General features: G+C 71.9%; 21 protein-coding genes. 9 read left to right on the top strand and 12 right to left on the bottom strand.

Annotated features, from left to right (window positions below):
* Positions 1–4: 4 nt before the first annotated feature.
* Entirely contained in the window at positions 5–271 is a 267-nt protein-coding gene (locus ACFYPM_RS18365) for a helix-turn-helix transcriptional regulator (RefSeq protein ID WP_357374410.1), read from the bottom strand.
* Positions 272–371: 100 nt separating this feature from the next.
* Here ACFYPM_RS18365 and map point away from each other — a divergent pair, with 100 nt between their 5' ends.
* Both map and ACFYPM_RS18355 read left to right on the top strand, forming a co-directional pair.
* On the top strand, positions 372–1,193 hold the full coding sequence (map, locus tag ACFYPM_RS18360; protein WP_387197916.1) for a type I methionyl aminopeptidase: 822 nt from the start codon (positions 372–374) through the stop codon (positions 1,191–1,193).
* 58 nt (positions 1,194–1,251) lie between these two features.
* Complete coding sequence (locus ACFYPM_RS18355) at positions 1,252–1,698, top strand: nitroreductase family deazaflavin-dependent oxidoreductase (protein ID WP_387197913.1); 447 nt, start codon at positions 1,252–1,254, stop codon at positions 1,696–1,698.
* 9 nt (positions 1,699–1,707) lie between these two features.
* On the opposite strand, the gene ACFYPM_RS18350 is transcribed toward ACFYPM_RS18355, so the two are convergent.
* The gene (locus tag ACFYPM_RS18350; RefSeq protein ID WP_387197910.1) at positions 1,708–3,108 is read right to left on the bottom strand and encodes a DUF4145 domain-containing protein; all 1,401 of its coding nucleotides are present in this window, start codon (positions 3,106–3,108) and stop codon (positions 1,708–1,710) included.
* A 241-nt stretch (positions 3,109–3,349) separates the two neighbouring features.
* On the opposite strand from ACFYPM_RS18350, the gene ACFYPM_RS18345 reads away from it, so the two are divergent.
* Both ACFYPM_RS18345 and ACFYPM_RS18340 read left to right on the top strand, forming a co-directional pair.
* Complete coding sequence (locus ACFYPM_RS18345; RefSeq protein ID WP_387197907.1) at positions 3,350–3,940, top strand: type II toxin-antitoxin system antitoxin SocA domain-containing protein; 591 nt, start codon at positions 3,350–3,352, stop codon at positions 3,938–3,940.
* A 118-nt stretch (positions 3,941–4,058) separates the two neighbouring features.
* A complete protein-coding gene (locus tag ACFYPM_RS18340; protein ID WP_387197904.1) occupies positions 4,059–4,514 on the top strand; it encodes a Fic/DOC family protein in 456 nt (151 codons plus the stop codon).
* Between the two features lie 476 nt (positions 4,515–4,990).
* On the opposite strand, the gene ACFYPM_RS18335 is transcribed toward ACFYPM_RS18340, so the two are convergent.
* From ACFYPM_RS18335 to ACFYPM_RS18325, 3 genes are all read right to left on the bottom strand, one after another.
* Positions 4,991–5,452 (bottom strand): hypothetical protein, encoded by a 462-nt coding sequence (locus tag ACFYPM_RS18335; RefSeq protein WP_387197902.1) that lies wholly within the window; start codon positions 5,450–5,452, stop codon positions 4,991–4,993.
* A 324-nt stretch (positions 5,453–5,776) separates the two neighbouring features.
* The gene (locus ACFYPM_RS18330; RefSeq protein WP_387198061.1) at positions 5,777–6,064 is read right to left on the bottom strand and encodes a DUF6244 family protein; all 288 of its coding nucleotides are present in this window, start codon (positions 6,062–6,064) and stop codon (positions 5,777–5,779) included.
* A 146-nt stretch (positions 6,065–6,210) separates the two neighbouring features.
* Entirely contained in the window at positions 6,211–6,429 is a 219-nt protein-coding gene (locus ACFYPM_RS18325) for a winged helix-turn-helix domain-containing protein (RefSeq protein WP_387197899.1), read from the bottom strand.
* 342 nt (positions 6,430–6,771) lie between these two features.
* Between ACFYPM_RS18325 and ACFYPM_RS18320 the strand changes: the two genes are divergently transcribed.
* Genes ACFYPM_RS18320 through ACFYPM_RS18310 form a run of 3 tightly spaced genes read left to right on the top strand, consistent with a single transcriptional unit; the run spans position 6,772 to position 8,059 of the window.
* Positions 6,772–6,927, top strand: a complete 156-nt coding sequence (locus ACFYPM_RS18320) for a hypothetical protein (RefSeq protein WP_357374398.1) — start codon at positions 6,772–6,774, stop codon at positions 6,925–6,927.
* On the top strand, positions 6,924–7,556 hold the full coding sequence (locus tag ACFYPM_RS18315; RefSeq protein WP_387197896.1) for a hypothetical protein: 633 nt from the start codon (positions 6,924–6,926) through the stop codon (positions 7,554–7,556). Before ACFYPM_RS18320 ends, ACFYPM_RS18315 begins: the two co-directional genes overlap by 4 nt.
* Positions 7,550–8,059 carry a hypothetical protein gene (locus ACFYPM_RS18310; protein ID WP_387197893.1) on the top strand — a complete coding sequence of 170 codons (510 nt, stop codon included), beginning with the start codon at positions 7,550–7,552 and terminating at the stop codon, positions 8,057–8,059. Before ACFYPM_RS18315 ends, ACFYPM_RS18310 begins: the two co-directional genes overlap by 7 nt.
* 80 nt (positions 8,060–8,139) lie before the next feature.
* On the opposite strand, the gene ACFYPM_RS18305 is transcribed toward ACFYPM_RS18310, so the two are convergent.
* The 3 genes from ACFYPM_RS18305 to ACFYPM_RS18295 all read right to left on the bottom strand — a co-directional run bounded on the left by ACFYPM_RS18305 (position 8,140) and on the right by ACFYPM_RS18295 (position 14,550).
* Positions 8,140–9,066, bottom strand: a complete 927-nt coding sequence (locus tag ACFYPM_RS18305; protein ID WP_387197890.1) for a hypothetical protein — start codon at positions 9,064–9,066, stop codon at positions 8,140–8,142.
* Positions 9,063–11,756, bottom strand: coding sequence for an FtsK/SpoIIIE domain-containing protein (locus ACFYPM_RS18300; RefSeq protein WP_387197888.1), 2,694 nt, complete (start codon positions 11,754–11,756; stop codon positions 9,063–9,065). Before ACFYPM_RS18300 ends, ACFYPM_RS18305 begins: the two co-directional genes overlap by 4 nt.
* 97 nt (positions 11,757–11,853) lie before the next feature.
* On the bottom strand, positions 11,854–14,550 hold the full coding sequence (locus ACFYPM_RS18295; protein WP_387197886.1) for a hypothetical protein: 2,697 nt from the start codon (positions 14,548–14,550) through the stop codon (positions 11,854–11,856).
* Between the two features lie 169 nt (positions 14,551–14,719).
* Here ACFYPM_RS18295 and ACFYPM_RS18290 point away from each other — a divergent pair, with 169 nt between their 5' ends.
* On the top strand, positions 14,720–16,255 hold the full coding sequence (locus ACFYPM_RS18290) for a M1 family metallopeptidase (protein ID WP_387197883.1): 1,536 nt from the start codon (positions 14,720–14,722) through the stop codon (positions 16,253–16,255).
* Between the two features lie 310 nt (positions 16,256–16,565).
* On the opposite strand, the gene ACFYPM_RS18285 is transcribed toward ACFYPM_RS18290, so the two are convergent.
* The 4 genes from ACFYPM_RS18285 to gltB form a co-directional block, all read right to left on the bottom strand.
* Positions 16,566–17,075, bottom strand: a complete 510-nt coding sequence (locus ACFYPM_RS18285; protein ID WP_387197880.1) for a hypothetical protein — start codon at positions 17,073–17,075, stop codon at positions 16,566–16,568.
* 69 nt (positions 17,076–17,144) lie between these two features.
* A complete protein-coding gene (locus tag ACFYPM_RS18280; RefSeq protein WP_387197878.1) occupies positions 17,145–18,530 on the bottom strand; it encodes an MFS transporter in 1,386 nt (461 codons plus the stop codon).
* A 175-nt stretch (positions 18,531–18,705) separates the two neighbouring features.
* Complete coding sequence (locus ACFYPM_RS18275; protein ID WP_387197875.1) at positions 18,706–20,241, bottom strand: glutamate synthase subunit beta; 1,536 nt, start codon at positions 20,239–20,241, stop codon at positions 18,706–18,708.
* Positions 20,234–24,982: a glutamate synthase large subunit gene (gltB, locus tag ACFYPM_RS18270; protein ID WP_387198058.1), complete on the bottom strand. Its 4,749-nt coding sequence runs from the start codon at positions 24,980–24,982 to the stop codon at positions 20,234–20,236. The genes ACFYPM_RS18275 and gltB overlap by 8 nt, the downstream gene beginning before the upstream one ends.
* Before the next feature lie 164 nt (positions 24,983–25,146).
* On the opposite strand from gltB, the gene ACFYPM_RS18265 reads away from it, so the two are divergent.
* A complete protein-coding gene (locus tag ACFYPM_RS18265; protein WP_387197872.1) occupies positions 25,147–25,992 on the top strand; it encodes a GNAT family N-acetyltransferase in 846 nt (281 codons plus the stop codon).
* Positions 25,993–26,145: the final 153 nt, after the last annotated feature.

Here is a 26,145-nt window from a genome sequence, read left to right as displayed (position 1 = left end):
GCCCTCAGGACGCTTCGCGCACGCGCAGGTCGGCCAGCCACACCTCGGCCAGGTCACTGAGCTGGACGCCGAGGACCTCACTGAGGCAGACAACCGTGCCGAACGCGGGTGCCGGGAGCCGACCCACCTCGATCTTGCGAAGCGTCTCCGGCGAGATGCCGGCCGCCAGGGCCACCTCGACGAGGGGACGGCCACCTCGCGCGACCCGAAGCGCCGCACCGAGACGTTGACCCGCGGCGATCTGCGCGGGGGTGAGCGGTGGGCGAACCATGTGAGCAGGATAGATCTGCCGTCGCGGACCAGCAACGCCATCCGGGTGGACGCGCCGCGGCGTGGTATAAATATACCGCTACGGACAGGGAGGGTTGGTCGTGATCGAGCTTAAGTCCCCCGAGGAAATCCAACGGATGGCCGTGACCGGCCAGTTCGTCGGCGAGTTGCTGGCGGAGCTGCGGGAGGTCGCCGACGTCGGGGTCAACCTGATGGACCTCGAGCGCCACGCCCGCCGTCGGATCAAGGAGCGGGGCGCCGAGTCGTGCTACTGGGACTACGCGCCGTCGTTCGGCCGCGGCCCGTTCCGCAACGTCCTGTGCCTCTCGGTCAACGACGCCGTGCTGCACGGCCTGCCGCACGACTACGTCCTGCGCGACGGTGACCTGCTGAGCATCGACATGGCGGTCGGGATCGACGGCTGGGTCGCCGACTCCGCGCTGTCCGTCATCGTCGGCACCCCCACCCCGGAGGACCTCAAGCTGATCGAGGCCACCGAGGTCGCGCTGGCCGCCGCGATCGACGCCGCACAGCCGGGCCACCAACTCGGTGACGTCTCCGCCGCCATCGGCGAGGTCGCCCACCGCTACGGCTACCAGGTCAACAACGAGTTCGGCGGGCACGGCATCGGCCGTACCATGCACGAGGCCCCGCACGTCGCCAACAAGGGCCGCCCCGGCCGGGGCATGACGCTCAAGCCCGGTCTGACGATCGCGATCGAGCCGTGGTTCTGCCGCAGCACCGACAAGATCAGATTTGATGAGGACGGGTGGACGATCCGGTCCGCGGACGGCTCCCGCACCGCCCACTCCGAGCACACCGTCGCGATCACCGAGGCCGGCCCCCAGGTGCTGACCACCCGCCCCGGCCACGTCGGCACCCGGCCGACCGGCCGCAGTGGACAGTCCACCGCGACGTCCTGACCAGCCCACCCCCGAGCCGGCCTCATCCCCGAACCGGCCCCCCGAAGGAGACGATGCCGTGACGGCACAGGAGCAGCACGAGACGATCGAGGACAGCCCGGTCGGCTGGGTCGCCGAGCACATCCGGCGCTACGTGAAGACCGACGGCGCCGACGGCGACACCTTCTACGGCGTACCGTCGCTGCTGCTCACCACGCGCGGACGCCGAACGGGCAAACTCCGCCGCACCGCACTGATGTACGGCCGCGACGGCGACAACCACCTGCTGGTGGCGTCCAACGGAGGCGCCAGCACGCACCCGGCCTGGTATCTGAACCTGAGCGCCGACCCGACGGTCGAGGTGCAGGTCGGCGCGGAACGGTTCGCCGGGCGGGCGCGGACGGCGACGGGCGAGGAGCGGGCTCGGTTGTGGCCCGTCATGACGAAGGTCTTCCCGACGTACGTCCGCTACCAGAAGGGCACCGACCGCGAGATCCCCGTCGTCGTGATCGAGCGGGCGCCCTAGCCGGGCGCTCTAGCCAGCAAGGCGGATGACCGGCAGGTCACCGCCGTCGCCGTACGCCTTGACCTCGCTGGTCCCGGTGGCCATCTGGACCAGCGCACGCGGATGGTCCTCGGCGAGGGAGCGTTCCAGCCCGTCGATCGCGTCCACCTGGGCGGGCCGCAGGCCGAGCCGGTCCAACACGGGCATCCGCCGCAGCCGGGCACGCAACGTCGGTGCCGCCGGGTCGTCGTCGGCCTCCCGCATCCACCGCGCGAACGTCTCCGGCCGGTGAAAGGCAAAGACCTCGCGGGTACGCGGGAACGGGTCGAGCCGGTTGACGAAGGCGGTCTCGGTGCCCGTGGCGACGTAGCCGAAGGGCAGCGGATCGTCCCGGTGCCACGCGGCGAGCTTCTGCGCAGCGGTGAGCCCGTTGAGATAGCGGTCAAGCTGCGCCTCGACACCGCGCGGCGCGGTCCCCTCCCGCTTGGCTTCGACCACGCCGACCAGCCGCTGGTTGACGTAGAGGAGGTAGTCGGCCCGGCCCACCGCCAGGGTCACCTCGCGGACGGCGACACCAATGCCCGCGTACAGGTTGATCTGGCTCTCGTCCTGGACGATCCAGCCGGCCGCGCCCAACTGCCGGTCGATCTCGACCCGGGTCTGCATCTCGTTGAGCGGTTCGTGCGACGCACGACGGGCGCGGGCGATGAACTCCTCGCGCCGGGCGGCCGAGACCTTGGCCGTCGCCTTGCTGTCCAGCGCCGCCTGCTCCGCCTCGGCCGCGGACTCCAGGCTCGCCACCAGCTCGGCGGCCTCATCCCGACGGGCGTCGGCTTCGCGGACTGCCCGTTCAGCGGCGATCGTTGCGTCCGCCTGAGCCTGCGCCAGCGACGGCTTGCCCTCCAGCAGGAGCTTGGTCTGGGCCAGCTCGACCTTGTAGCGCTGGATTTCCGCCTGGAGACCGTCGGCGATGCTCTGCGACACGTGCCGGGACGGCGGGGTGGGCGGCACGAAACCGAGCGGAGTCCTGTCGCCGGTCAAGGCACGATGAAACCAGACCCCCAGCTCAAACCCGGTACGCAGCATGTCCAGCGCCGCGCGTACCTCGCCCAGGTGATCGTGTACGGCCTTGTTGCCCTGGTCGCGGAGGCGGTCGAAAGCCTGGTAGATCTCCGGAACGAGGGTGCCGTCGGCGTAGAGCGCCTCAACCCGGCGGTAGAAGTTGTTCTGCTGCGGCCTCACACCGGTGCGGCGGACCAGATCCTTGGCCATCTCGTCGCCAAACGCACGGATCTTGAACATCGCCGACTGGGCATCGACATAGACGAGCGACTCAGCGCCCGCGCCGTACCAGACCAGTAGCGGGTGTTCCTTGAGGAACCCGAAGTTGGCGGACTGCTCTGCCAGACGTCGTACCTGTCGAGGATCCACGACACTCCACGTGGCTAGCCTGCGGTGAACACGTCAGGATAGGGACGATCACCGCTCTGCACAGCCCGCACCACGCGCGGTGACGGCTTTCCGACAGCGGTCAGCCAGTTCGAACAAGTGTTCTATCACCTGGCCCACGTGGGCCGATAGGATCGAAGTCGACTCGACACCAGCCCAGAGTCAGCGAAGTCTCCGACCGATCGTTAGTCTCGAAACCAGGCCGGGGTAGGGGGTGTACCAGATGGCTACCGCTCACGATGTCGCCGCGGCAGTGCTCAGCAAACTCGGCAGCGTCACCGCGATGAAGCTGGAAAAACTCGTGTACTACTGCCAGGGGTGGCACCTGGCACGCGAGGGAGCCTTGTTGTTCGCCGAGCCGATCGAAGCTTGGCGGGAGGGCCCTGTCGTCCCACCGCTCTACCGACACCACCGTAGGCAGCTCACCGTGTCGGAGTGGCCACACGGGGATGCCGCGCACCTGACGCCGGACCAACACAGGACCGTCCAGTGGGTCACTGATGAGTACGGCACGTTCTCGGCGAGCCAACTGTCCCTCATGACGCACAACGAGCTGCCCTGGAGGGCCGCCCGGGGTGCGCTACCCGAGTCGGCTAGTTCGTCGGCGAGGATAAGCACCGACCTCATGCGGACGTACTATGCGCGGCAGATCGCCAATACGGAGACCGCTGTCGGTCTGGCCACTGCGAACGCCGCCCTGGAAGGCGAAGAGTTCGACCAGGATTGGCAGGACAAGCTCCGCGATGTGGCATCAGGTGTGATCAGCGCGGACGAGTTGGTCGCTCAAGAGATTGCTCGCCTCAAGGGTGGATGATCCGTACTGCTGGCCAGGGACCGCCTGCCTCAAGAACAAGTTAGGAATCACGGATCCCGTCATCCTTCGGGAGGCGGAGTTTCGCTTGACTTCGATTCGGGAGGTTCAAGCATCCCGAATGATGATCCCAGGCAGCTACGGCCTTGATCACCTACAGGCGTTCCATCGCAGGTTGTTCGGCGATCTCTACGACTGGGCTGGGCAGACCAGGACCGTCGACATCAGTAAGCCAGGCGCACGCTTCTGCCACTGGCGATACATCGACGACCAAGTGAGCACGATCCTCAGCGGACTCAGCAAGGACGGCTTTCTTCTCGGACTGAAGCACGAAGCGTTCGTCGAGACCCTTGCCCACTACTACGGCGAGTTGAACGTCTGTCACCCCTTCCGTGAGGGCAACGGCCGAGCGATCCGATCCTTCCTCCGACAACTCGGTGCCGCCGCAGGCTTTCTGCTCGATTGGTCGGAGCTCAGCGAGGCTGACAACATCGCCGCGTGCCGCGACCACTTGACCAGCACCGACACGAGCTTGCTTGTCACGGTCCTGCGTCCGGTCGTCCGCCGCTTAAGCTGACGCCCCGCCGGTGGTGGAAGGCGTTCTTCGCACTCTCGTGCCAGTGCAGTTGCAGTGATTTCTTGCGCGACTGCCCGCAGGTTTCCTGCGGCAAGCCCTCCGGGTCCGTCAACACGATCACGGGCCACACCGGGTGCGGCCAGCCTGAACGCCTCGAAGGCACCGATCATTCCGAAGCCCTCAACGTGCTCGAACTCGCTCAGGGCACAGTCAGCGGGATCGCGCTCGTAATATTCGGCCAAGAACTCGCGTAGCTCGGCGAGGGTGCCCAGCCGATCGCTCCGGAGCACGTGCACCCGCAGGTCCACAGGGTGGCCGTCCTCGACTCGACGCTCCCGGATCCGGGTGGCGAGAGTGACGTCCTCCCACTCAGGGGCGAAGTCCGAGACCAGGTCACCGACGTCCGGCGGCAGAAAGCCGATGCGGAGGCCGTCCACTTCGCCACCGTCGCGGGACGACCGTCTCAGGCACGCCGGTCAACCCGCCGCCTCGATGGCTGCCTCCAAGTTGTCCAGGTAGTTGAACCACCACTCCCCCTCACTTTTTGGGCGTAGAGACAGGAGACTTGCGGTCACAACGAAGGCGAGGACGACTGCGCTGCCGGCTGGCAGCACATCCGACAACGGTCGACCGGTCACCACAGACTTGAGGAAGACTTCGACCTCGGGCGAGGTAGCCGAGCTCCAGGCTTCCGCCTCGGCAACCTCCTCTGCCAACTGCCTAACCTGTTCGGGAGTCGGCCTGCCTTGGCAAATGTCAGCGCTGACTAAGGCCGCGATGGCAGCCAACAACTCTAGGGCGGACTGCCGTGTGGATCCGTCAGAAAACGCCTTGAGCGCTTCGTCGAACTCAACCGGCTGCCGCTTGACGGCCCAGTGCAACGTGTCACGGACGAGTTGCTCAACTCGCTCATCGATCTTCAACGGAACCTCCGCCATCCTGCGATCTCGCTTTGTAAGCCTTGAGGGATCCCCAGGTTGCCACGGCCCCGAGGACGACGCCGGCTACCGCCTTCGGCAGGGCCGGCAAGAACTCTGAAACCGTCGCCCATGCTGTCGCCGCCGCTGACCCGCCAACAGCAATTGCTTCTGGGCCGACACTCTTGCGTCTTGTGGGCTGCGGCGCCTCCCGACTCTCTCGGCTCCGCGCCTCACGTCGTCCGTCGCGGTCCGGCAGCGCCGACCCTGACCGTGGGATCGCAGGCCGCAAGGTGACGCTGGTTGTCGCGGGTGGTTGGCGGACTGCGCTGCCACCACCCGTGGTCAATTTCCCAGCGCTCGGACCTTGGCAATCGTCTCCTGCACGTGCTGCTTGGCAGGATCGCCACCCTGAGATGCCTGCGCGAGCGCCTGACGGTACGAGTCGATCATCCCGACCAGCGGACCAGCAGCCACGCCCTCCAGCGCACCGGCGACGAGCGCCCGCGCCTCGGCTGCGTCCTGTGCTGCCGCTGCGGTCTTGGCCTTCGCCTCGTCCAGCTTCTGCGACGCCGCCGCCAACCTCGCGATGATCTGTGCTGCGCTCACGCGCACCTCCCCCTGCTCGACCATCGCCTCCACCACCGCACCGGCGGAGACCACATGGGAGCGTACGAGATCCGCGCACTTAGCGCGACCGCCTGATCGCTCTCTCGTCACGACGAAAGCGCCAGATCCCTCAAACTCAAGTGACGTTGGAGACCGCAACTGCTCAGAGCTCAGTTGTCAGCGACGAAGACACCCAGCCCGTGAACGCCTTCGACGAGGCCTTGGGTTTGTAGGACGAGCATCGCCTGCCGCACGACACCAGCCGATACGCCGTGCTCAACACGGAGCTGGGAGGTGGATGGCAGCTTGTCACCTGGGGCGAGTTCACCGGACGCGATTTGCTCTCGGATATGGTCCGCGAGCTGCGCCCATTTGGGCTTGGCGGGCATGTCGTCTCCCTGGTCTGCACCGCCATTTGATCACACCCAACTAGTCAGTACAAGAACGGACTAGCCTGTCGTTGACTTGTACAGACTAGTGTGACAAAGTTGGCCTCAACCGGCTCCCTGGTCTGCAAACCCGGAGCTGGTCGTTCCCACCGCGCAGGAAGCGCCCGGTCGGTCGGTCCCCCCGTTCGGCCGGGCGTCCCGGGGCGTGCCCGCACGCCGCCCCGACGCGGAAGCCATAGCAACCTAGGAGACCACCCGACGGGAGCCCCGATGCCCGATCGACCCGACGAATCCCCCACCGACCCACCAGCCCCAGCCCCGCCCGCGAAACCCCCACGGCTCGTGTCCGATCAGGACGTCGAGGACGCCGACGACGTCCTCTTCGCTCACCCGCCCCGGGTGGTGCGTCGCTGGCTCTGCGAGTGCGGTGTCGACTACCCCTGTACCGATGTGCGCTTCGCCCTGCTGGTCAAGTCCAGTGCCGAGGCGGGCGAATGAGCGCGGACACTCTGGACGACCTACGTGCCGCCTGGCTGGCCGCCATCTCCGCCGCCGACCGGGCCGGCGCGCAGTTGCACGGGGCGGGGCCGCCCGGCCGGCGACTGCCCTGGCAGGACGCAGTGACGGAGTGCTGGCGGGCGCTGAGCCTGGTCTACGCCGGCTTGGCCGCCGACCGGGAGTCACCGGGAGGCTCGGTCGGGGACCTGCTCGCGGGTCTGCACACCGCTCGGGTCGACGCGGACCGGGCCGCCGCGCTGGCCGCGCGTGTCCGCTGGCGGTTGGGTGCGACCGAGGACCGGCTGCGGCGTACCCGGGACGTGGCGGACGTGGTCGCGGCCCGGCACCTCGCGGCGGCGATCACCCGGTTGGACCTGGTCGTTGCTCGGCTCGCGGTCGGCAGTTGCCGGATCGGGCGTTCGGTGGCGGCGCTGACCGGAGAGCCGGCGGCACCTCCCACCCCGCCCAAGAACCACGACGACACCGACCGGGCCGGCGACGCCGACAGCGCCGCCGTGATCGCCCGCGGTTGCCGGGCGGCGAGCGCGCTGGTGACCAGGCGACATCGCCTGACCAGACCAAGCCCACCCCGGAGCGCACTCACGATGATCAGGGAGCGACGATGGTGACCGACTCGCACGCGGCGCTACGCGGCCTGCTGAGTGGGCGGCTGCGCGGCCACGAACGCAGGCTCGGCCGGTTCGCCGAGTCGGACTGGCGGCGGTACGCGGACCTGCTCGCCGGTGCGCTGTTGGTGGCGGTACGGCGGCGGTTCGTCGCGGGGCAGGATCGCGCGCCGGTGATCCGGTTCGTGGCGTCCGCCCGGGAACGCTACGACGCGACCGGGCGCGACGTCGACCCGGTGCTGGCCGAGGCGCTGGTGTGGGCGGCGCTCGGTGAGCGTCCGCCGGTGCCCCACGACGCGGCGGCGATCGTCGCGCGGACGGTGCTGCTGCTCGGGCTGCTCGAAGACGAGGGTCTCACCGACCGCGACCTCGACGGGATTCTCGTGGCCGCCGCACACGCGGCGGACGAGTCGACGCAGGACGCGGATCGCCAACGGGTAGGCGCGCCAGTCGAGTGCGACCAACAGGGAGCGCATCCGGGCGAAAGATCGACACGGGATAGCTGAAGTCGGGGTATTCCGCTGGCACGGACACCCCGACTTCAGGCATACCGAGTGGATCATTACCGGAACGAGCCCGGCCGGGCTCAGCGCAGGCCACGGACCAGCAGCAGGTAGGCGCAGTAGGCCATCGGCACCAGCAGGAAACAGATCAGGAACCCGAGCGGCAGATATCTCGGCGGGGTGCCGGCGACCATGGCGGGCCGCCCCCACCGGCCCAGCACCAGGTACCCCCCGAAGAACGCCACCGCCGGCAACCCCGCACAGGTCCACGCGCCGAGGGTGAACCCGTCGACCATCCCGACCCCGGAGGCCAACACCAGGGCCAGCATGACCACCCCGGCGACGGCCGCGCACCCGACGTAGACGGCGACCGCCCGCGCCAGCGGCGACCACGTCGGCAGCAGCGCCGGCCGCTGGGCCAGCAACTCCGCCTGCTGCCCGTGCCGGTCGGCCTCGTCGGCCATCCGCCGGGCCAACTCCAGCTCCACCACCGGGTCGACGGCCGCCGCCCGCTGCGCCGGCACCCCGGCGCCCGTCGGGCTCGCCGCCGTCGGCAGCGCCAGCCGCGCCTCCCCCGCCGGCACCTGGGGGTACGCCCCGACACCCGCCCGCCCCGGCGCGCCGGCTGCGCCGTCGGATGCCCCGTCCCCGGTTCCGGCCGCGGTGAAGGTGCCGGAGCCGGCCGTCAGGCCGGACCCGGCAGCGGAGCCAGGGCCGAACCCGGCAGCGGGGTCGGAGCTGGACGGCGGGCCGGGCCAGCCGGCGGTCTCGCTCGGACGACCCGGAGCCGGACCCGGCGCCGGGCCGGCGGGTGGCTGGTCGACGCCGATCGCCTGGCCGAGCTGGTCGAGGCGCTGCCCTTGGGCGGTCAGCCGCTGGTGCAGGTAGTCGACGGCGGCGTGCAGGTCACGGCGGCGCGCGGACTCGGCGGCGGCGTGCTGCTCCCCGGCTCGGTGCTGCTCGGCGAGCTGTCGGGCCAGCGCCGCGTACTCCTCGAAGGACACTGTCACCGCTCTCCGTCCGGCCCGTCCGCCTGGCCGGCGAAGTCCGGCCCGTCCGCCCCGCCGGCGAAGTCCGGCCCGTCCGCCCCGCCGGCGAAGTCCGGCCCGTCCGCCCCGCCGGCGAAGTCCGGCTCGTCCGCCCCGCCGGCGAAGTCCGGCCCGTCCGCCCCGCCGGCGAAGTCCGGCTCGTCTGCCCCGCCGGCGAACGGGACGATCAGCCGGGTGCGCTGGTCGTGCCGGTCGATCAGCAGCGCCCGGTCGGCGCGGGGTGTGTAGGCCAGGTCGTGTGTCCCGAGGTGCAGGGCCAACTCGCTCCCGGGCACGTTGAGCGCCACCAGGCAGGCGACGTCGTCGCGGTTCTGGGTGCCGCCGAGGTCGTCGGCGAGCCGGCGCAGCCCACGCCACCAACCGAGCAGGTGCACCCCCTGCCCGGGGCCCTGGCGCAGGAGGGTACGCAGGTCGTCCAGGCCGGAGCGGAAGGTGCCCGGGTCGGTGGCCCCGAGGATCGGCGCGGCGGCGTCCATCCCGAACACCACCAGGTACTCCCGGCCGGCTGGCTCGGCGGCCAGCGTGGCGATCCGGTCGCGCAGCCCGGCCGCGTCGAGCCGCCGCACCGCGTGGCCGGCGGCCCGGAGGGCGGTTTCGGTGTCGTCGGCGAGTCCGGCGGCGGAGCTGACCAGCGAGGCCACCTGGAACCGGACGTCGCCGGGGTTGTGCTGGCGGGCCAGGCTGAGTGTCGCGGCGCGCAGCACGTCCGCGCCGGCCGGTGCGGTGCCCACCACGGCGAGGTGCCGGCCGGGGGTGGCGTCCATCAGGAACAGCGCGGTGGTGCCGTGCACGTCGACGGTCCGGCCGACCAGTGCCATCGGACGCCGGCCACCGGGACGCAACCCGGCGAACGTGGGGTCGTCCTCGACCCGCGCGGCCTCGTACCCCTTGAAGACCGCAGGTGCCCGCGAGCCCGCCGGCCGGGCCTGCCACAGGTCGTGGCGCAACGCGGCCAGGTCCGCCGCGGCGGCGTGCGCGTCGGGAAAGCGCAGCACCGTGTCGGCGCCGACCGCGCCGGCGGCGGTGTTGATGACGGCGGAGCCGATCGGCAGGGCCGCGGCGGCGGTGTTGAGCTGGTCGAGCACCCCGCCACCGCCGGGTAGCGCCACCCGCAACGCGAACTGCCCGAAGATCGCCTCGGCCCGCCCGTAGAGGGCCTCGATGCCGGTCATGCTCTGGCTGGCCAGCACCAGGTGGATGCCGTACGAGCGGCCCTTGCGGGCCAACTCCTCCAGCAGGTCCACGGATTCCCGGGCCAGCGTGTCGTTGCCGGCCAGCAACACGTGGAACTCGTCGATCACCGCCACGATGCGCGGCAGCGGATTGTCCCGCGGCAGGTCGGCGAGTTTGGTGACGCCGTGCCGCTTCAGCGCGGTGGCCCGCCGTTGCGCCTCCCGCCGCAGCTCGCGCAGGACGGCGAGGCCGTACTCGCGGTCGGACTCGATGCCGACGGCACGGGCGTGGGGCAGCCAGGACGGGTCCCGGCTGGTGGGCACGAACTCGGTGAAGCTCACGCCCTCCTTGAAGTCGAGCAGGTAGAGCTGCAACTCGGCCGGCGAGTAGCGGGCCGCCAACCCGTAGAGGACGTCGAGCAGGAAGACGGTCTTACCGGCGCCGGTGCGACCACCGACGAGCCAGTGCGGGGTGGCGTCGTCGAAGGCCAACGTCAGCGCGGCGGTGCCGGCCCGACCGATCACCGTGCGCAGGCCGTTGCCGGCGGACTCGACCCAGCGCCGCTCGGGCAGCAGGTCGGTGAAGGGCAGCGCGTCGGAGCGGCGGGCGGCGGCGGCCAGGTGTTCGGCGAGCGCGCGTACCGACGCGGAGGGCGGGTCACCGTCGAGCAGTACGGGAGCGGCGAGACCGGTGCCGTCGGCGCTGAACGGGGTGCCGGGCGGGTCGCCGACGGAGGCGTACCCCTGGTCGAGCCGGACCGCGGTGGTGCCGCCCAGCGGCGTCGGGGTCTCGCCGGGCAGCCGGGACGGGTGGCCGGCGAGCAGCACGCACACGGCGGCGGCCGGGCCGGCATGGGTGAGCGCGGCGAGCCGGGCCAGCTCGCGCGGCGGCGGCGCGGCGGTGGCCACCACCACCAGCAGGTGCCGGGCGGCGCGCTGGGCGTGCTGCGCGGCGCGGGCGTGCCGCTCGGCGGCGTCCAGCAGCGCGGCCACCTCGGCCTCACCGGTGGCCGGCGGGTCGAGCACCCCGGCGTCGAGCAGTGGTCGCAGCGGGCCGAAGGTCGCGCCGAGCGCGGCGGTGTCGATCCCGGCGACGCGGACCTGGCCGGGCGGCGCGGTGGCGACCAGCCGCAGCACCAGCGCCCGCAGCAGCCCGGCGACCCGCGGGTCCCGGGCGTCGGTGTCCACGGCGAGGTGGTGGCCGCCGCCCAGCGGGACCAGCACCGGAAAGCCGCCGTCCGGGGTGGACGCCTCGCCGATCCGCACCGCGGCCGGCTCGTCCGTCAGCGGGGTGACGCCCGGTGCGGGGGTGGCCAGGGCGGCCCCGAGGCGGGCGAGGCGGGCAACCAGGTCGTCGGCACCGACCGGCGCGACGGAGGTGGGCGTCGCCCCCAGGGCGCCGCGGGCACTGTCCAGATGCGCCCGAGCCGCCCGGTGGGAGCTGACCGCTTGCCCGTACGCCGACGCGAGCCTGCCCACCCTCTGCCCCCAACGCCACGGCCGCCTGGTCCCAGGAACCCTAACGGACACCGGTGGCACCCGGACAGTCCTGCGCGGACGTGTCCCGCCGGACCGGTCAGGCGGGGCCGCACGCCGCCGGGCCGGACGCGTCGGCCGCCCCGCAGCGGAACACCTCCACCGGTGCCGTCGCCACGTCGGGCACCTGCTCCACCCGCATCAGGGCCAGCCGCTTGTCGACCGGCTCGCCCGAGTCGGGGGTGAAACGGATCAGCCCGGCCACCCCCGGGTAGCCCTGGCCGGCGTTCTGCCGCAGCACCTCGGCGTGCACGCCCACCGGGTTGACCGAGGTCGGCTCCCAGCGTTGCCGGGGGTCGGCGTGGTGCAGCCGGGCGGCGAGGCTCTCCACCGCCCGGATGAGCATCATCGACGCGTCGTAGGCGAGGCTGACCCGCTCGCCGACCTGCGCCTCGGAGCCCGGCCGGCAGCGCGCCGGTTCGAGCAGGTCGTCGGCCTGGATCCAGGACAGGAAGCTGGCCCGCGCGTCGTCGCGCCGGTCCTGGGCGGCCCGGAGCGCCGCGCAGGTGGCCAGGGACGCCTTGGAGACGTACGTGACGGGCAGGTTGCCGGGCGCGGCGGCGCGCAGCCCCGGGTTGGCCATGTAGCGGTTGGCCGAGTCGTCGGCGACGAGGTGCCGGGGCGGGTTGCCCCCGCACTCGCGCAGCGCCCGCAGGAAACCGTCGAACTCCGACCATCGACCCGCGTAGAAGAGCAGCCCGGCGTACCCACACTCGTCGACCAGCCGCTGCCCGTTGCGCCACTCGTCGAGGCGGGTGACCCGGGCACCGAACTGTTGTCGAAGCCCGTCGACGAGGGTGCCCACGTAGAGGTCCTCGGTGAGCGTGCTGCCCTCCAGGGTGGTGTAGAAGACGTGCGCCTCGTTGACCTTCAGCACCTGTTGGGCGTACGCGTCGACAAGCTTCACCTGATCCTTGTTCGGCGCGGAGATCTGGAGATAGAGGCGGGAGTTGGCGTCCATCTTGTCGGCGAAGAGGGTGGGCGCCAGCACCGGCAGGCCGATCTGGTTCAGCTCCCGCAACGCCCGGGCGGTGCTGGTCCGGCTCTCCACCAGCCCGACCACCCCGAGCACCGTGGGGTCGTCCCGGGCCAACTCGGCCAGCATCGCCACCGCCCGGTCGGCGTAGACCATCTGCCGGCCGCCGTTGGCCACCACGATCCGCAGCAGCGCCGCACCGTCGGCGCCGGCCGACTCCTTCAGCAACGCGTACTGGGCGGTCGCCATCCCCTCCAGTTCCTCTCGCTCGGAGACGTACGACTCCTCGTCGGCACGGGTCCGGTTGCCGGTGAGCGTGCCCAGGTAGACCAGGGTGAGGAAGGGCCGGCGTCGCTCGCTGCGCTGCCACACCTCCTCGGCGGCGCGGTTCTGCGCGAAGATGCGCTCCTGAACGGTGCGCAGCCGGTCCTGGCCGGGGTCGTTGTTGAACACCTGCGCGGCGCTGTCGCTGTAGCCGACGCACTCGCCGCTGCCGGCGACCTCGACCGAGACCCGGCCGCCGGTGAGCGAGGGGTGGCAGCCCGGCCCCCACCGGCTGCCCACCCACGCACCGCCGGCGGCCAGTAGCACCAGGCAGAGCGCGGCCGGCAGGAAGCGCCGCGACCACCAGGGCGGGTCGGGCGCGAAGAACGGTCGCATCGCGCCCCGCGAGGGTGGGCCGATGTCGGTGTCATCGGGCCGCAACGCGACCAGCCAGGCGGCCGGGCGGCGCAGCCGCCGCATCTCCGGCAGCGCCTCGGCCCACTCGTCGTACGCCTCGTCGGCCTCGGTCAGTGGGTGCGGTTCGGGCAGCTCGGGTGGGGGTTGCCCGCCGGAGGCGACGATGAGCAGCGGGTCGTTGCGGCCCGTTTCGGTGCGGACGTCACCGATCAGGCGGACCAGTTCGCCGCCGACGTTGCCGGGGGCGACGTGGTCGAGCAGCAGCGCGGGGTACGCGGTGCGCCGCCAGTCCGACGGACGCCACGGCCGACGCCGGTACGCCTGCCGCAGGTCCTCCAGGAACGCGTGCAGCAGCAGTTTGTTGACCTGGTCGGGTTGCTCGCCGTCGCGCCACCCGGCGGTGAGGCGCTCGGCGAAGCCGAGGAACGTGACCGACTGCCGGGGCGCCAGATACTGCTGGCGCATGAACCAGTTGTAGTGCCGCCCGAGCACCGGCACCCGGCCGGAGACGGCGGCCCGGAAGACCACGCTCGGCACGGCGCGGCGGACCAGCCAGAGCAGCACCTGCGAGACGATGCTGACCGCGTCACCACCGGTGGGCAACGCCTCGGGGGTACGCGCGCCCCGGCGATCCCGCAGCCGGCGTACCAGGGCCGCCCGGCTGTCGTCGGCGTCGACGCCGAAGCTGAGACTCTGGTGCATCAGCCAGTCGGCGAGCGGGTAGTGCCGGAAGCGCAGCCGCGCGGCGCCGAACGCCTCCAGGGAGAGCTGCCGGTGCAGCTCCCGCAGCAACGCCGGCACGTCCCCGGCGCCCGGCGGCGCGTCGGCGTCCAGCACGGCGTGCGGCACCCGCCGTCGGGGCCCCTGGCCGAGGAACCGGCGCAGCGGCACCATCAGATCCGAGGTGTCGGAGCGGACCAGCCAGAGCAGCGGCAGTCTCCGGTCACCGCGGCGGGGTCGCCGCAGCAGCCGGGCGAGCAGCGCGAAGAATTCCAGGCCACCGGCCGGCAGCCGGTCCCGACCGCCGGGCGGCTGTCGCTGGCCGATCAACTCCCGCTTGGGCACCTCGGATCGCGGCACGCGTCACCTCCGATCCACACAGTGTGACCTTGCGCCGCAAGGCACGCCAGCAACCGGCGGCCAACCGTCCACCGGGGACGCCGACGACAGGCCGGGCGCGATGGGCCGCGACGTTCACCATTGTCGATTAGGTTTGCGTGGCGAACACCCGATGGAGGGAGTCCACCCCGTGCGACGAATGTTCACGGCGGCCACCGCCGCCCTGACCCTCACCACCGCCGGCACAATGCTCGCCGGCACGCCCGGCCAGGCCGCCCCGACCGGCTGGGGGCGACCCGTCGTCACCGCCGCGCCGCAACCCGGCGCACCCGGCCTGGGCGACACCTACTTCCCCGACTACGGCAACGGCGGCTACGACGTCGAGCACTACGACGTCCGACTGCGGTACGACCCGGCGTCCGACCAGCTCAGCGGCACCACCACGATCCTCGCCACCGCCACACAGGATCTCTCGGCGTTCAACCTGGACTTCCTGCTCGACGTCGAGTCGGTGCGGGTCAACGGGTGGGCGGCGACCACCACCACCGCGGGAGCACACGAGCTGGTGGTCACCCCGGCCCGCACGGTGACCCGGGGCCAGCAGCTCACCATCGTGGTGCGCTACACCGGCATCCCGTCGGAGACCCTGGTCGGCGGCTACACCGGCTGGACCCGTACCGACGACGGGGCCCTCGCCGTCAACGAGCCCGAGTCGGCGTGGTGGTGGTTCCCGAGCAACGACCACCCACTGGACAAGGCCACCTTCGACATCTCCGTGTCGGTGCCCACCGGCGTCGAGGTGATCAGCAACGGTGTGCAGCCGCGGCCGCCGGCCGCCGAGGCCGGCAACCGCACCCGGTGGATCTGGCGGACCACCTCCCCCACCGCCCCCTACCTGGCCTTCCTGGCCATCGGGCAGTACGACATCGTCACCGAAACCACCCCCGGCGGTCAGCCGGTGGTCAACGCGTACAGCACCTCGCTGGGTGCGCTCGGTCCGGCCGCCCGGGCCAGCATCGAGCGGACCGCCGAGATCGTCGACTGGGAGAGCGGGATCTTCGGCCCGTACCCGTTCGAGGCGCAGGGCGGCGTGGCCGGTCCGGTGGACGGCATCGGCTTCGCGCTGGAGACCCAGACCCGACCGGTGTACGGGCCGGGCTTCTGGCGGCGCGGCGCCAACACGTACGTGGTGACGCACGAGCTCGCCCACCAGTGGTTCGGTGACTCGGTCTCGGTGGCCGACTGGCGCAACATCTGGCTCAACGAGGGATTCGCCTCGTACGCCGAGTGGCTCTGGTCCGAGGAGCAGGGCGAGGGCACCGCGCAGGAGGTGTTCGACTTCGCCTACGCCAGCTACCCGGCCGACGACGAGTTCTGGCAGGTGCTGCCCGGTGACCCGGGCGCGGCCCGGATCTTCGACAACGCCGTCTACGACCGGGGCGCGATGACCCTGCACCAGCTGCGGCTGGCCGTCGGCGACGACGCGTTCTTCGAGATCCTGCCGGCCTGGACCGCCGAGCACCGGTACGGCAACGGCACCATCGAGCAGTTCCAGGCACTCGCCGAACAGATCTCCGGGCTGGACCTGGACGACCTGTTCACCACCTGGCTGTTCACCGCCGGCCGACCCGACGTGGCCACCACCGCACGCAAGGCCACCACCGCGCCGACCGCACCGAAGTCGTGGGTCAAGATCAGCGAGTCCCACGACCTGCTGTCGCACTAGAGGCAGACCAGGCACCGACCGGAAGGGCCGTCGCTGACGCGGCGGCCCTCCCGTCGGTCCACGGTGGTCCTGCCGGGCAGAGGCGGTCGCCACCAGTACCGCGCCCCGGGCCCCGTCCCCCGTGCGCGTCCTTTGCTCTGCTTCAACGGGCGCAACAGCGGTTGTCCGAATATCGGACGTCGACCGTTGCGTGGGGTGAAGCAGAGCAAAGGACGCGAGGACCTGATGGTCGCCGGCCTCTCCCGCCGAGCCGGCGCTGGCAGCGGCAGGGATGACGTCGGCGCGGGACGACGGGCGGGGAGCCCGCAGCTCAGGACGTCGGCGTCAACGCATCGGCGGTGCTCGCCTCAATGGCGCGGATGTGCCGGTAGGCGAACCAGAGCGGCGGGAACGCCCCGACCGCGAAGGACAAGTCGATGAGCGTCCAGAACCAGGGGATGTCCCGGATCGGGCCGCAGATCACCGCCAGTGGGACGATGCCCGCGCAGGCGATCATGCCGACCTGCACGACCCAGACGTTGCGCACCGGGTCGCGTAGCGGCCCCCAGAACGCCACCGCCAGCACCAGGTGGGCGAACGCCAGCCAGTCGGTGCCGTAGAGCAGGAACGGGTAGTCCTCGCCGGCCGTCACCAGCCCGGTGTGCACCCGTTCGATCCAGTCGACCAGGGCGGGCAACTGGTCGGAGAGCGGGTCCAGTACGCGCAGCAGCCAGCGCACCTCGATCTCCAGCGGAAATGCGGTGGCACCGCTCAGGAAGAGCCCGATCAGCACGATCCACAGCCACCGACGGGTCCGTCGTAGCCGCTCCTCGATCTCCATGATCGCAGCGTAACGATGATCTCCGTGTCGTCCTGTCCCCCGAGCGGGCCACCGGGGGTGACCGCTGTCTCAGCGACGCGCCGCCGGTCCGGCCGTGGCCAACTCCCCGAGTCGGTACGCGCCCAGCCCCACCCCGGCGGGCGCGATGACACAGACCGCCCCGGCGGGTCGGACGATGCGGGCGGCCCGGAACGCCACTCGCCGTACCGGATGGCGAGGCCGTGGCACGACCAGCGCGAGGGCCGCGCGGGCGTGCTGGCGGTCCAGGGCGACAGCCGCCGCCACCGTCGCGATCGCCGCGGTGGATCCGGCGAGCACGAGCGTCTGGCGCGGCCCGGCGTGTTCGGCGAGCCAGCCGAGCAGCGGAGCACCGACCGCGGCCGAGACCGAGCCGGTGACCGCGAGCGCGGCGAGCACCCGGCCCCGCATCGCGCCGTCGGTGTCGAGTTGGGCGCGGGTGCCGACGGTGGTGTCGATGACCACCGCGGCGGCGGCGATCGGCAGGATCATCGCGGCGAAGCTCCAGGTCCCCGGTGCCAGGCCGGCGACGATCTGCAGCCCGCTGGCGAACAGACCCGCGGCGACCAGCGTCCGGTACCCCAGGGAACCTCGGCGGGCCGCGACGAGCGCGCCCAGCACGGTCCCGACCGCGAACACGGTCGACAGGACGCCGTAGCCGGACGCACCGGCGTGCAGTGGCCCGTCGCTCATCGCGGCCATCGTCACCTGGTAGTTGCGGCCCAGGCTGCCGAGGACGAACGCCAGGGCGAGCGCGAGCAGCAGCACCGGCTGCCCGCGCAGGTACGCGAAGCCGGCGCGGACGCCGTCGTGGGTTCGGCCGCCGCTGGTCGCCGTCACCGTCGGTGGGGTTCCCGGACGTACCGCGAACAGCGCCACCACCACGGCGGCGAAGCTCGCCGCGTTGCTGGCGAACAGCAGGGCGGGTCCGACGGCGGCCACCACGACGGCCCCGAGGCTCATGCCGAGGATGCGCCCGGCGGAGTTGGTGAGGGACCCGAGCGCCAAAGCGTTGCCGAGCGTCTCCCGGTCGACGAGGGTGGCGGCCCAGCGCCCCATCACCGGGCCCTCGATCGCGGACACGGCACCGGTGCCCAGGGAGATCGCGAAGATCAGTGGCAGACCGCCGACCCCGGTCAGGGCGACCGCAGCCAGTCCGGCGGCGAGCGTCGCGTGGGCCACCTGGGCGGCGATCAGCAACGGACGGGCGGGCAGGCGATCGGCCAGCACACCGCCCCAGACGCTGAGCAGCAGCGTGGGCGCCGCCTGGAGCAGCACGGCGAAGCCCATGGACGTCGCGGAGCCGGTTTCCTTCAGGACGTACCAGTTGACGCCGAGGACCTGCATCCAGGTGCCGATGACGGAGACGAATCCGGCGAGCGCCCAGATCCGATAGTTTCGGTGGCGCAGTGCGGCGAAGGTGGCACCTCTGGCCACGACGAACCTCCAGCGATCGGCAGCATGATCATTCATGCCGATCGCGGCGCGGTTCGGCAGCCGGCAAGTCTTGCCGGCCCAAACCTCTTTGCCCAGCTTTGTGAGCGGCTTCACCAGCGGGAATGCCCGGTCGGTGCGGCAGCGGACCTGCTACACCGACCGGGGCGCCCGCACCTCAGCGAACGGCGAGAGCCTGCGCGGCCGGACCCACCGGGGCCGGCAGCGCACCGACACCGCCCAGGTAGCCGTGGATGGCGGCAGCCGCCGCCCGGCCCTCGGCGATGGCCCAGACGATCAGCGAGGCGCCCCGGTGCATGTCACCGGCCACGAAGACCCCGTCGGCGTCGGTCTGCCAGTCGTCCCGGGCGTCGACCGCGCCCCGCTGATTGCGGGTCACGCCGAACTGGTCCAGCAACGGCTGCTGCTCGGTGCCCTCGAAGCCGATCGCCAACAGCACCAGATCGGCCGGCAACTCCCGCTCGGAACCCGGCACCACGGTGACGACCCGCCGGCCGTCGCGCTTCTCCACGGTCACCTCGGCGATCCGCACCGCCCGCACCTGGCCGGTGCCGTCGTCCACGAACTCCTGCACCGCGACGGCGAAGACCCGCTCGCCGCCCTCCTCGTGCGCCGGGTAGCTGCGCAGCACCCACGGCCAGGTCGGCCACGGGTCCCGTCCCTCGTCGCGCTCCTGCGGCGGCTGCGGGTACAGGTCGAGCTGGTGCACGCCAGCGGCGCCCTGCCGGTGCGCCACGCCCAGACAGTCGGCCGCGGTGTCACCGCCACCGATGATCACCACGTGCTTGCCGGCCGCGTCGATCGGGGTGCCGTCCGGCAGCAGCGCACGCGTCGGCCGGCCCTCGCCGGTGGCCGGGACGCCCGGCTCGCCGGTGGCCGCGGTGGCGACCGCGCGATTCGCCGCGACGAGATGCGCCATCGCCTGGTGTACGCCCCGCAGCGCCCGCCCCGGGGTCTCCGGCGTGTCCCGCCCCTGCAAGGCACCAGCGGCCAGCAGCACCGCGTCATGCTCGGCGCGCAACTGCTCGGCGGTGACGTCCACCCCGACGTGCACACCGGTGCGGAAGCGCACCCCCTCGGCGGCGAGCTGGGCCAGCCGGGCGTCGATGTGCCGCTTCTCCAACTTGAAGTCGGGGATGCCGTACCGCAGCAGGCCCCCGATCGCGTCGTCCCGCTCGTACACGGTCACCGCGTGACCCGCGCGGACCAACTGCTGGGCGGCGGCGAGGCCGGCCGGCCCCGAACCGACGACGGCGACCGACCGACCGGACGGCGCCGGCACCGGCCGAGGGACGAACCCGCGCGCCGCGGCGGCGTCGGCGATCTCCACCTCGACCTGCTTGATGGTCACCGGCTGCCCGCCGGAGATGCCGAGCACGCAGGCCGCCTCGCAGGGCGCCGGGCAGAGCCGGCCGGTGAACTCCGGGAAGTTGTTGGTGGCGTGCAGCGACTCCACCGCGGCGTCCCAGTTGCCGGTGCGGACCAGGTCGTTCCAGTCCGGGATGCGGTTGCCCAGCGGGCACCCGTCGTGGCAGAACGGGATGCCGCAGTCCATGCAGCGGGTGGCCTGCTCTCGGACCAACTCCTCGCCGGCCGGCGGGTACACCTCGCGCCAGTCGCTGATCCGCACCGGCACCGGGCGGCGGGCCGGCAGACGCCGGTCGTAGCGCAGGAAACCGTTCGGGTCAGGCACGTGCCACCTCCTGGGCCGCCACCCGCGGGGCGGGCGGCACCGGCATCGCCGGCTCAGTGGACGGTGTCAGTTCTTTCATCACCGCGTCATCGACGTCGCGGCCGGCGGCTTCGGCGGCCTTCATGATCTCCAGCACCCGGCGGTAGTCGCGGGGTACCACCGCGGTGAACTCGGCCACCGCCTCCGGCCAGCGCTTGAGCAGCTCCTCGGCGACTGCCGAGCCGGTCTCGGCCACATGCCGCTGGACCAGCTCGTGCAGCAGTGACTGCTCCTGCTCGCCCAGCGGCGCCAGGTCGACCATCTCCCCGTTGACCCGCGAACGATCCAGGTGGAGCACGTACGCCGTGCCGCCGGACATGCCGGCCGCGAAGTTCCGGCCGGTCGCGCCGAGCACCACCACCGTGCCACCGGTCATGTACTCGCAGCCGTGGTCGCCGACACCCTCCACCACGGCGATCGCGCCGGAGTTACGAACCGCGAACCGTTCCCCCACCCGGCCACGAAGGAAGACCTCGCCGGCCGTGGCCCCGTACAGGATGGTGTTGCCGGCAATGATCTGATCCTCGGCCCGCTGCCCCGGCTCGGCGTCCGGGTCGAGGAACGGCGCGGCGGCGTCCGGACGGACGACGAGCCGGCCCCCGGAGAGGCCCTTGCCCACGTAGTCGTTGGCGTCGCCGTGCAGGCGCAGGGTCACCCCGCGCGGCAGGAACGCGCCGAACGACTGCCCAGCCGTGCCGTGCAGCACGAACTCGATGGTGTCCTCGGGAAGGCCGGCGCCGCCGAACCGACGGGTCACCTCGCCGCCGAGCATCGCGCCGACGCTGCGGTGCTCGTTGCGCACCGCCACCTCGACCCGCACCGGCGCCCCGTCCGTCAGAGCCGGACGGGCCAGCGCGATCAGCTCGTTGTCGAGCGCCTGCTCCAGGCCGTGGTCCTGCGCGCGGACCCCGCGTCGGGCCGCACCGGCGGGCAGCTCCGGCAAATGCAGGACGGGCGTCAGGTCCAACCCGTGCGCCTTCCAGTGCGTCAGCGCCGGGGCCACGTCGAGCACCTCGGACTGCCCGATCGCCTCCTCGATCGAGGAGAAACCCAGCTCGGCCAGGTAACCCCGGACCTCCTCGGCGAGGAAGAGGAAGAAGTTCTCCACGAACTCCGGCTTGCCGGTGAACCGCTCCCGCAACACCGGGTTCTGGGTGGCGATGCCGACCGGGCAGGTGTCCAGGTGACACACCCGCATCATCACGCAGCCCTCGACGATCAACGGCGCGGTCGCGAAGCCGAACTCCTCCGCGCCGAGCAGCGCCGCGATCAGCACGTCCCGGCCGGTCTTGAGCTGACCGTCGACCTGCACGGTGACCCGTTCCCGCAGCTTGTTGAGCAGCAACGTCTGCTGCGCCTCGGCCAACCCCAGCTCCCAGGGAGTGCCGGCGTGCTTGAGCGAGTTCATCGGGGAGGCGCCCGTGCCGCCGTCGTGGCCGGAGATCAGGATGACGTCCGCCTTGAGCTTCGCCACACCGGCCGCGACGGTGCCGACACCGAACTCGCTGACCAGCTTGACGTGCACCCGAGCCGCCGGGTTGACGCACTTGAGGTCGTGCACCAACTGGGCGAGGTCCTCGATGGAGTAGATGTCGTGGTGCGGCGGCGGGGAGATCAGACCCACGCCGGGCGTGGCGTGCCGGGTGCGGGCGATCCACGGCCAGACCTTGTTGCCGGGCAGCTGACCGCCCTCACCGGGCTTGGCGCCCTGGGCCATCTTGATCTGGAGGTCGTCCGCGTTGACCAGGTATTCGCTGGTCACCCCGAACCGGCCGCTGGCGATCTGCTTGACCGCCGAGCGGCGCCTCGGGTCGTGCAGTCGATCGACGTCCTCGCCGCCCTCACCGGTGTTGGACTTGCCGCCGAGGCGGTTCATCGCAATGGCGAGCGTCTCGTGCGCCTCCGCCGAGATCGACCCGTACGACATGGCGCCGGTGGCGAAGCGCTTGACGATCTCGGTGGCCGGCTCGACCTCCTCGATCGGCACCGCCGGGCGCAGCCCGGTACGCAGGGTGAACAACCCCCGCAGCGAGCCGGCCTGCGCGGCGAGCGCGTCGACCTTGGCGGTGTACTGCCGGAAGACGTCGTACTGCCGGCTGCGGGTGGCGTGCTGCAACAGGAAGACCGTCTCCGGGTTGAACAGGTGCAGCTCACCCTCGCGGCGCCACTGGTACTCGCCGCCGACCTCCAGTCGGGCGGACGCCGCGGTGCCGGCCGGGGGCCAGGCCAGCGCGTGCCGTGCCGCGATCTCGGTGTGTACGCCCGCCAGGCCGACCCCGCCGATCCGGCTGGGGGTGCCCCGGAAATAGCGCTCGACCAGCCGGGTTTCCAGGCCGACCGCCTCGAAGACCTGCGCGCCGCAGTAGGACGAGACCGTCGAGATGCCCATCTTCGACATGATCTTCAAAACGCCCTTGCCGAGCGCCTTGGCGTAGTTGCGCACTGCCGTGGCGGGCTCGACGCCGACGAGTGCGCCGGCGGCCGTCATGCGGTCCGGAGTGCCGCCTGTCGGCGCGGAGGCCGAATCATGACCGTAGGCGATCATGTCCTCGACGGACTCGAACGCCAGGTACGGGTTGACCGCCGCCGCGCCGTAGCCGATCAGGACCGCCGCGTGGTGCACCTCCCGGCAGTCGCCGGACTCCACGATCAGCGCCGCCTGGGTGCGGGTCTGCTCCCGTACCAGGTGCTGGTGGACGGCGGCGGTGAGCAGCAACGACGGGATCGGCGCCAGGTCGGCGTTGGAGTCCCGGTCGGAGAGCACCAGGATGCGGACACCGTCCTCGATGGCCTCGGAGACGTGCCGGCAGATCTCGGTCAGCCGCGCCTTGATCCCGGCGGCGCCCTCCCGGATCCGGTACAGCCCGGACACCCGCACCGCCTTGAAGCCGGGCAGGTCACCGTCCTCGTCGATGGAGAGGATCTTCGCCAACTCGTCGTTGTCGAGGATCGGGTGCGGCAGCACGATCTGCCGGCAGCTCGCCGCGCCCGGGTCGAGCAGGTTGCCCTCCGGGCCGATGGTCGACGCCAGGCTGGTCACCAGCTCCTCGCGGATGGCGTCCAGCGGCGGGTTGGTGACCTGGGCGAAGAGCTGGTGGAAGTAGTCGTAGAGCAGCCGCGGCCGGGTGGACAACGGCGAGATCGGGGTGTCCGTGCCCATCGAGCCGAGCGGCTCGGCGCCGGTACGGGCCATCGGCGCGAGCAGGATCTTCAGCTCCTCCTCGGTGTAGCCGAAGGTCTGCTGCCGGCGGCGCACCGAGTCGTGGGTGTAGACGGTGTGCTCGCGGGGGGGCAGGTCACCCAGCTCGATCAGCCCGGCGTGCAGCCACTCGCCGTACGGCTGGGCGGCGGCCAACTCGGACTTGATCTCCTCGTCGTGCACGATCCGGCCGGCCACGGTGTCGACCAGGAACATCCGGCCCGGCTGGAGCCGCCCCTTCGCGACCACGTGCGCCGGGTCGAGGTCGAGCACGCCCGCCTCGGAGCCGAGAACCACGAGCCCGTCGTCGGTCTGCCACCAGCGCCCCGGGCGCAACCCGTTGCGGTCCAGCACCGCGCCGACGATCTCACCGTCGGTGAAGGCCACCGAGGCCGGCCCGTCCCACGGCTCCATGAGGCTGGCGTGGAAGCGGTAGAAGGCACGCTTGGCCGGTTCCATGCCCGGGTCGTTCTCCCAGGCCTCGGGGATCATCATGAGCACCGCGTGCGGCAGGCTCCGCCCGGCCAGGTGCAGCAGCTCCAGAACCTCGTCGAAGTTCGCCGAGTCGGAGGCGGCGGGGGTGCAGACCGGGAAGACCCGCCGGATGTTGCCCGGCACGTTCGGCGAGCGCAGGAGCGCCTCGCGGGCCTGCATCCAGTTGCGGTTGCCCCGGATGGTGTTGATCTCACCGTTGTGCGCGATGAACCGGTACGGGTGCGCCAGCGGCCAGGACGGGAACGTGTTGGTGGAGAAGCGGGAGTGCACGAGCGCGATGGCGCTGTCCACCCGCTCGTCGCGCAGATCCGGGTAGAACGCCGGCAACTGGTCGGGGGTGAGCATTCCCTTGTAGACCATCGTCCGGCTGGACAGCGACGGGAAGTATGCCGGCACGCCCCGCTCGGCGGTCTCCCGTTCGGCCTGCTTGCGCAGGCAGAACGCCACCCGGTCCAGCTCGATGCCGCTCAGCGCGGAGCCGGCCGGGCCGGCCGGTGAGCCGGTGAGCCGGCGCGCGGCCACGAAGACCTGACGGACCCGGGGCATCGCCGCCAGGGCGGTCTCGCCGAGCCCTTCCGGGGCGATCGGCACCTCCCGCCAGCCGAGCACCTCGGCACCCTCGACCAGCGCGTACTTCTCGACCACCTGCCGGGCACGCGCCTCGCCGGCGTCGTCGTCGGGGAGGAAGACCAGCCCGGTGGCGTACTCGCCCGCCGGGGGTAGCGCCACGTCGGCCGCCGCACGCAGGAACGTGTCCGGCACCTGGATCATGATGCCCGCGCCGTCGCCGGTGTTGGGCTCCGCGCCCCGGGCACCCCGGTGGTCCAGCCGGCAGAGCGCGCCGAGCCCGTTGGCGACGACCGCGTGGGAACGGCGACCGTGCAGATCCGCCACGAAGGCCACCCCGCAGGCGTCGTGCTCCTGCACGGGGTCGTAGAGGCCCTGGGCGGACGGGCGGGCACCGGGCATCGGGGACGCCTGCGGGCTGTGCGGGTGCGGCTGTGTCATTTCCGCGTACGGCTGAGCCACCGGGCCTCCTGTCGTCACTCAGGTGGATCATGATGGGGACGACGTCGGCCCGTGGGTCTATTGAGTCTACGTTAGGGCCCGGCGCGCACGGCCACCTGAGATTGATCACACCGTCCACAGGCTGGGACGTGTAGTCTCGCGCGGTGGATCCGCTTTACAAGGACGTCTTCGACCGGTTGGAACGCTTCTACGACGCGGTGCCCCGCGACGTCGCCGCCGCGGAGGACCATGGCGGGCTGGTGCTTTTCGTGCGCGAAGGCGCCGGCTGGCCGTTCTACGCCCGCCCCCGGATCGGGGCCGCCGAGCCGCCGTCGCTCGCCGACGTGACCTCGGTCCGCGGGCGGCAGCGCGAGCTGGGTCTGCCGGAAGCCTTCGAGTGGGTGCACGAGACGACTCCCGAGCTGCTGGCGGTGGCCCGCTCGGCGGGGCTGCACGTGCTGGAGGCGCCGCTGATGGTGCTCGACCCGGCCGCACTGCCCGACCCGGCGACCCTGTCCGACGCGGCGGTGCGGGTGCTGGCGGCCGACTCCCCCGGCTTCGCCGCCGACGTCGCGGCCCGACGCGCGGTGGCAGCGGTGTCGTTCGCCGCCGCCGGCACCGCGCCCGGTGCGGCTGGTCCGGCCGAGCGGGACGCCGCGGTCACCGAACTGGAGTTGGCCGCGCTCGACGAGGAGCGGACCCGGATCGCCGACGGCCGACGGATCTCCGCGCTCGCCGGAACGGCGACCGACGGGGCGCTGGCCAGCGGCATGGCCATGCGCGTGGGCGACGTCGCGGAGATCGCCGGCGTGGCCACGTTGCCGGCCGCCCGGCGGCGCGGGCTGGGCGCCGCACTCACCGCCGCCCTCGCCCGGGAGCTGCACGCGGCCGGCACCGACCTGATCTTCCTCTCCGCGGGCAGCGACGACATCGCCCGGGTCTACCTGCGGGTGGGCTTCCGCCGCATCGGCACCGCCTGCATCGCCGAACCCGCCGCGCTCATCGCCTGACCGCCCCGCGCCGCCCCGCCCCGCCCCGCGCGATCTTGCACTTTCTGCCGCGACAAAACGGGGCACTCGACGCGTATCGGCGACAGAAAGTGCAAGATCGGCGCGGGGCGCGGAGCGCGGCGCGGAGCGCGGCGCGGGGTGCGGAGCGCGGGG

The organism is Micromonospora sp. NPDC005203 (assembly GCF_042872705.1).
Taxonomy (GTDB): Bacteria; Actinomycetota; Actinomycetes; order Mycobacteriales; family Micromonosporaceae; genus Micromonospora.
The sequence above is the reverse complement of the archived record's forward strand: the minus strand, read 5'-3'. Positions and strand labels throughout refer to the sequence as shown.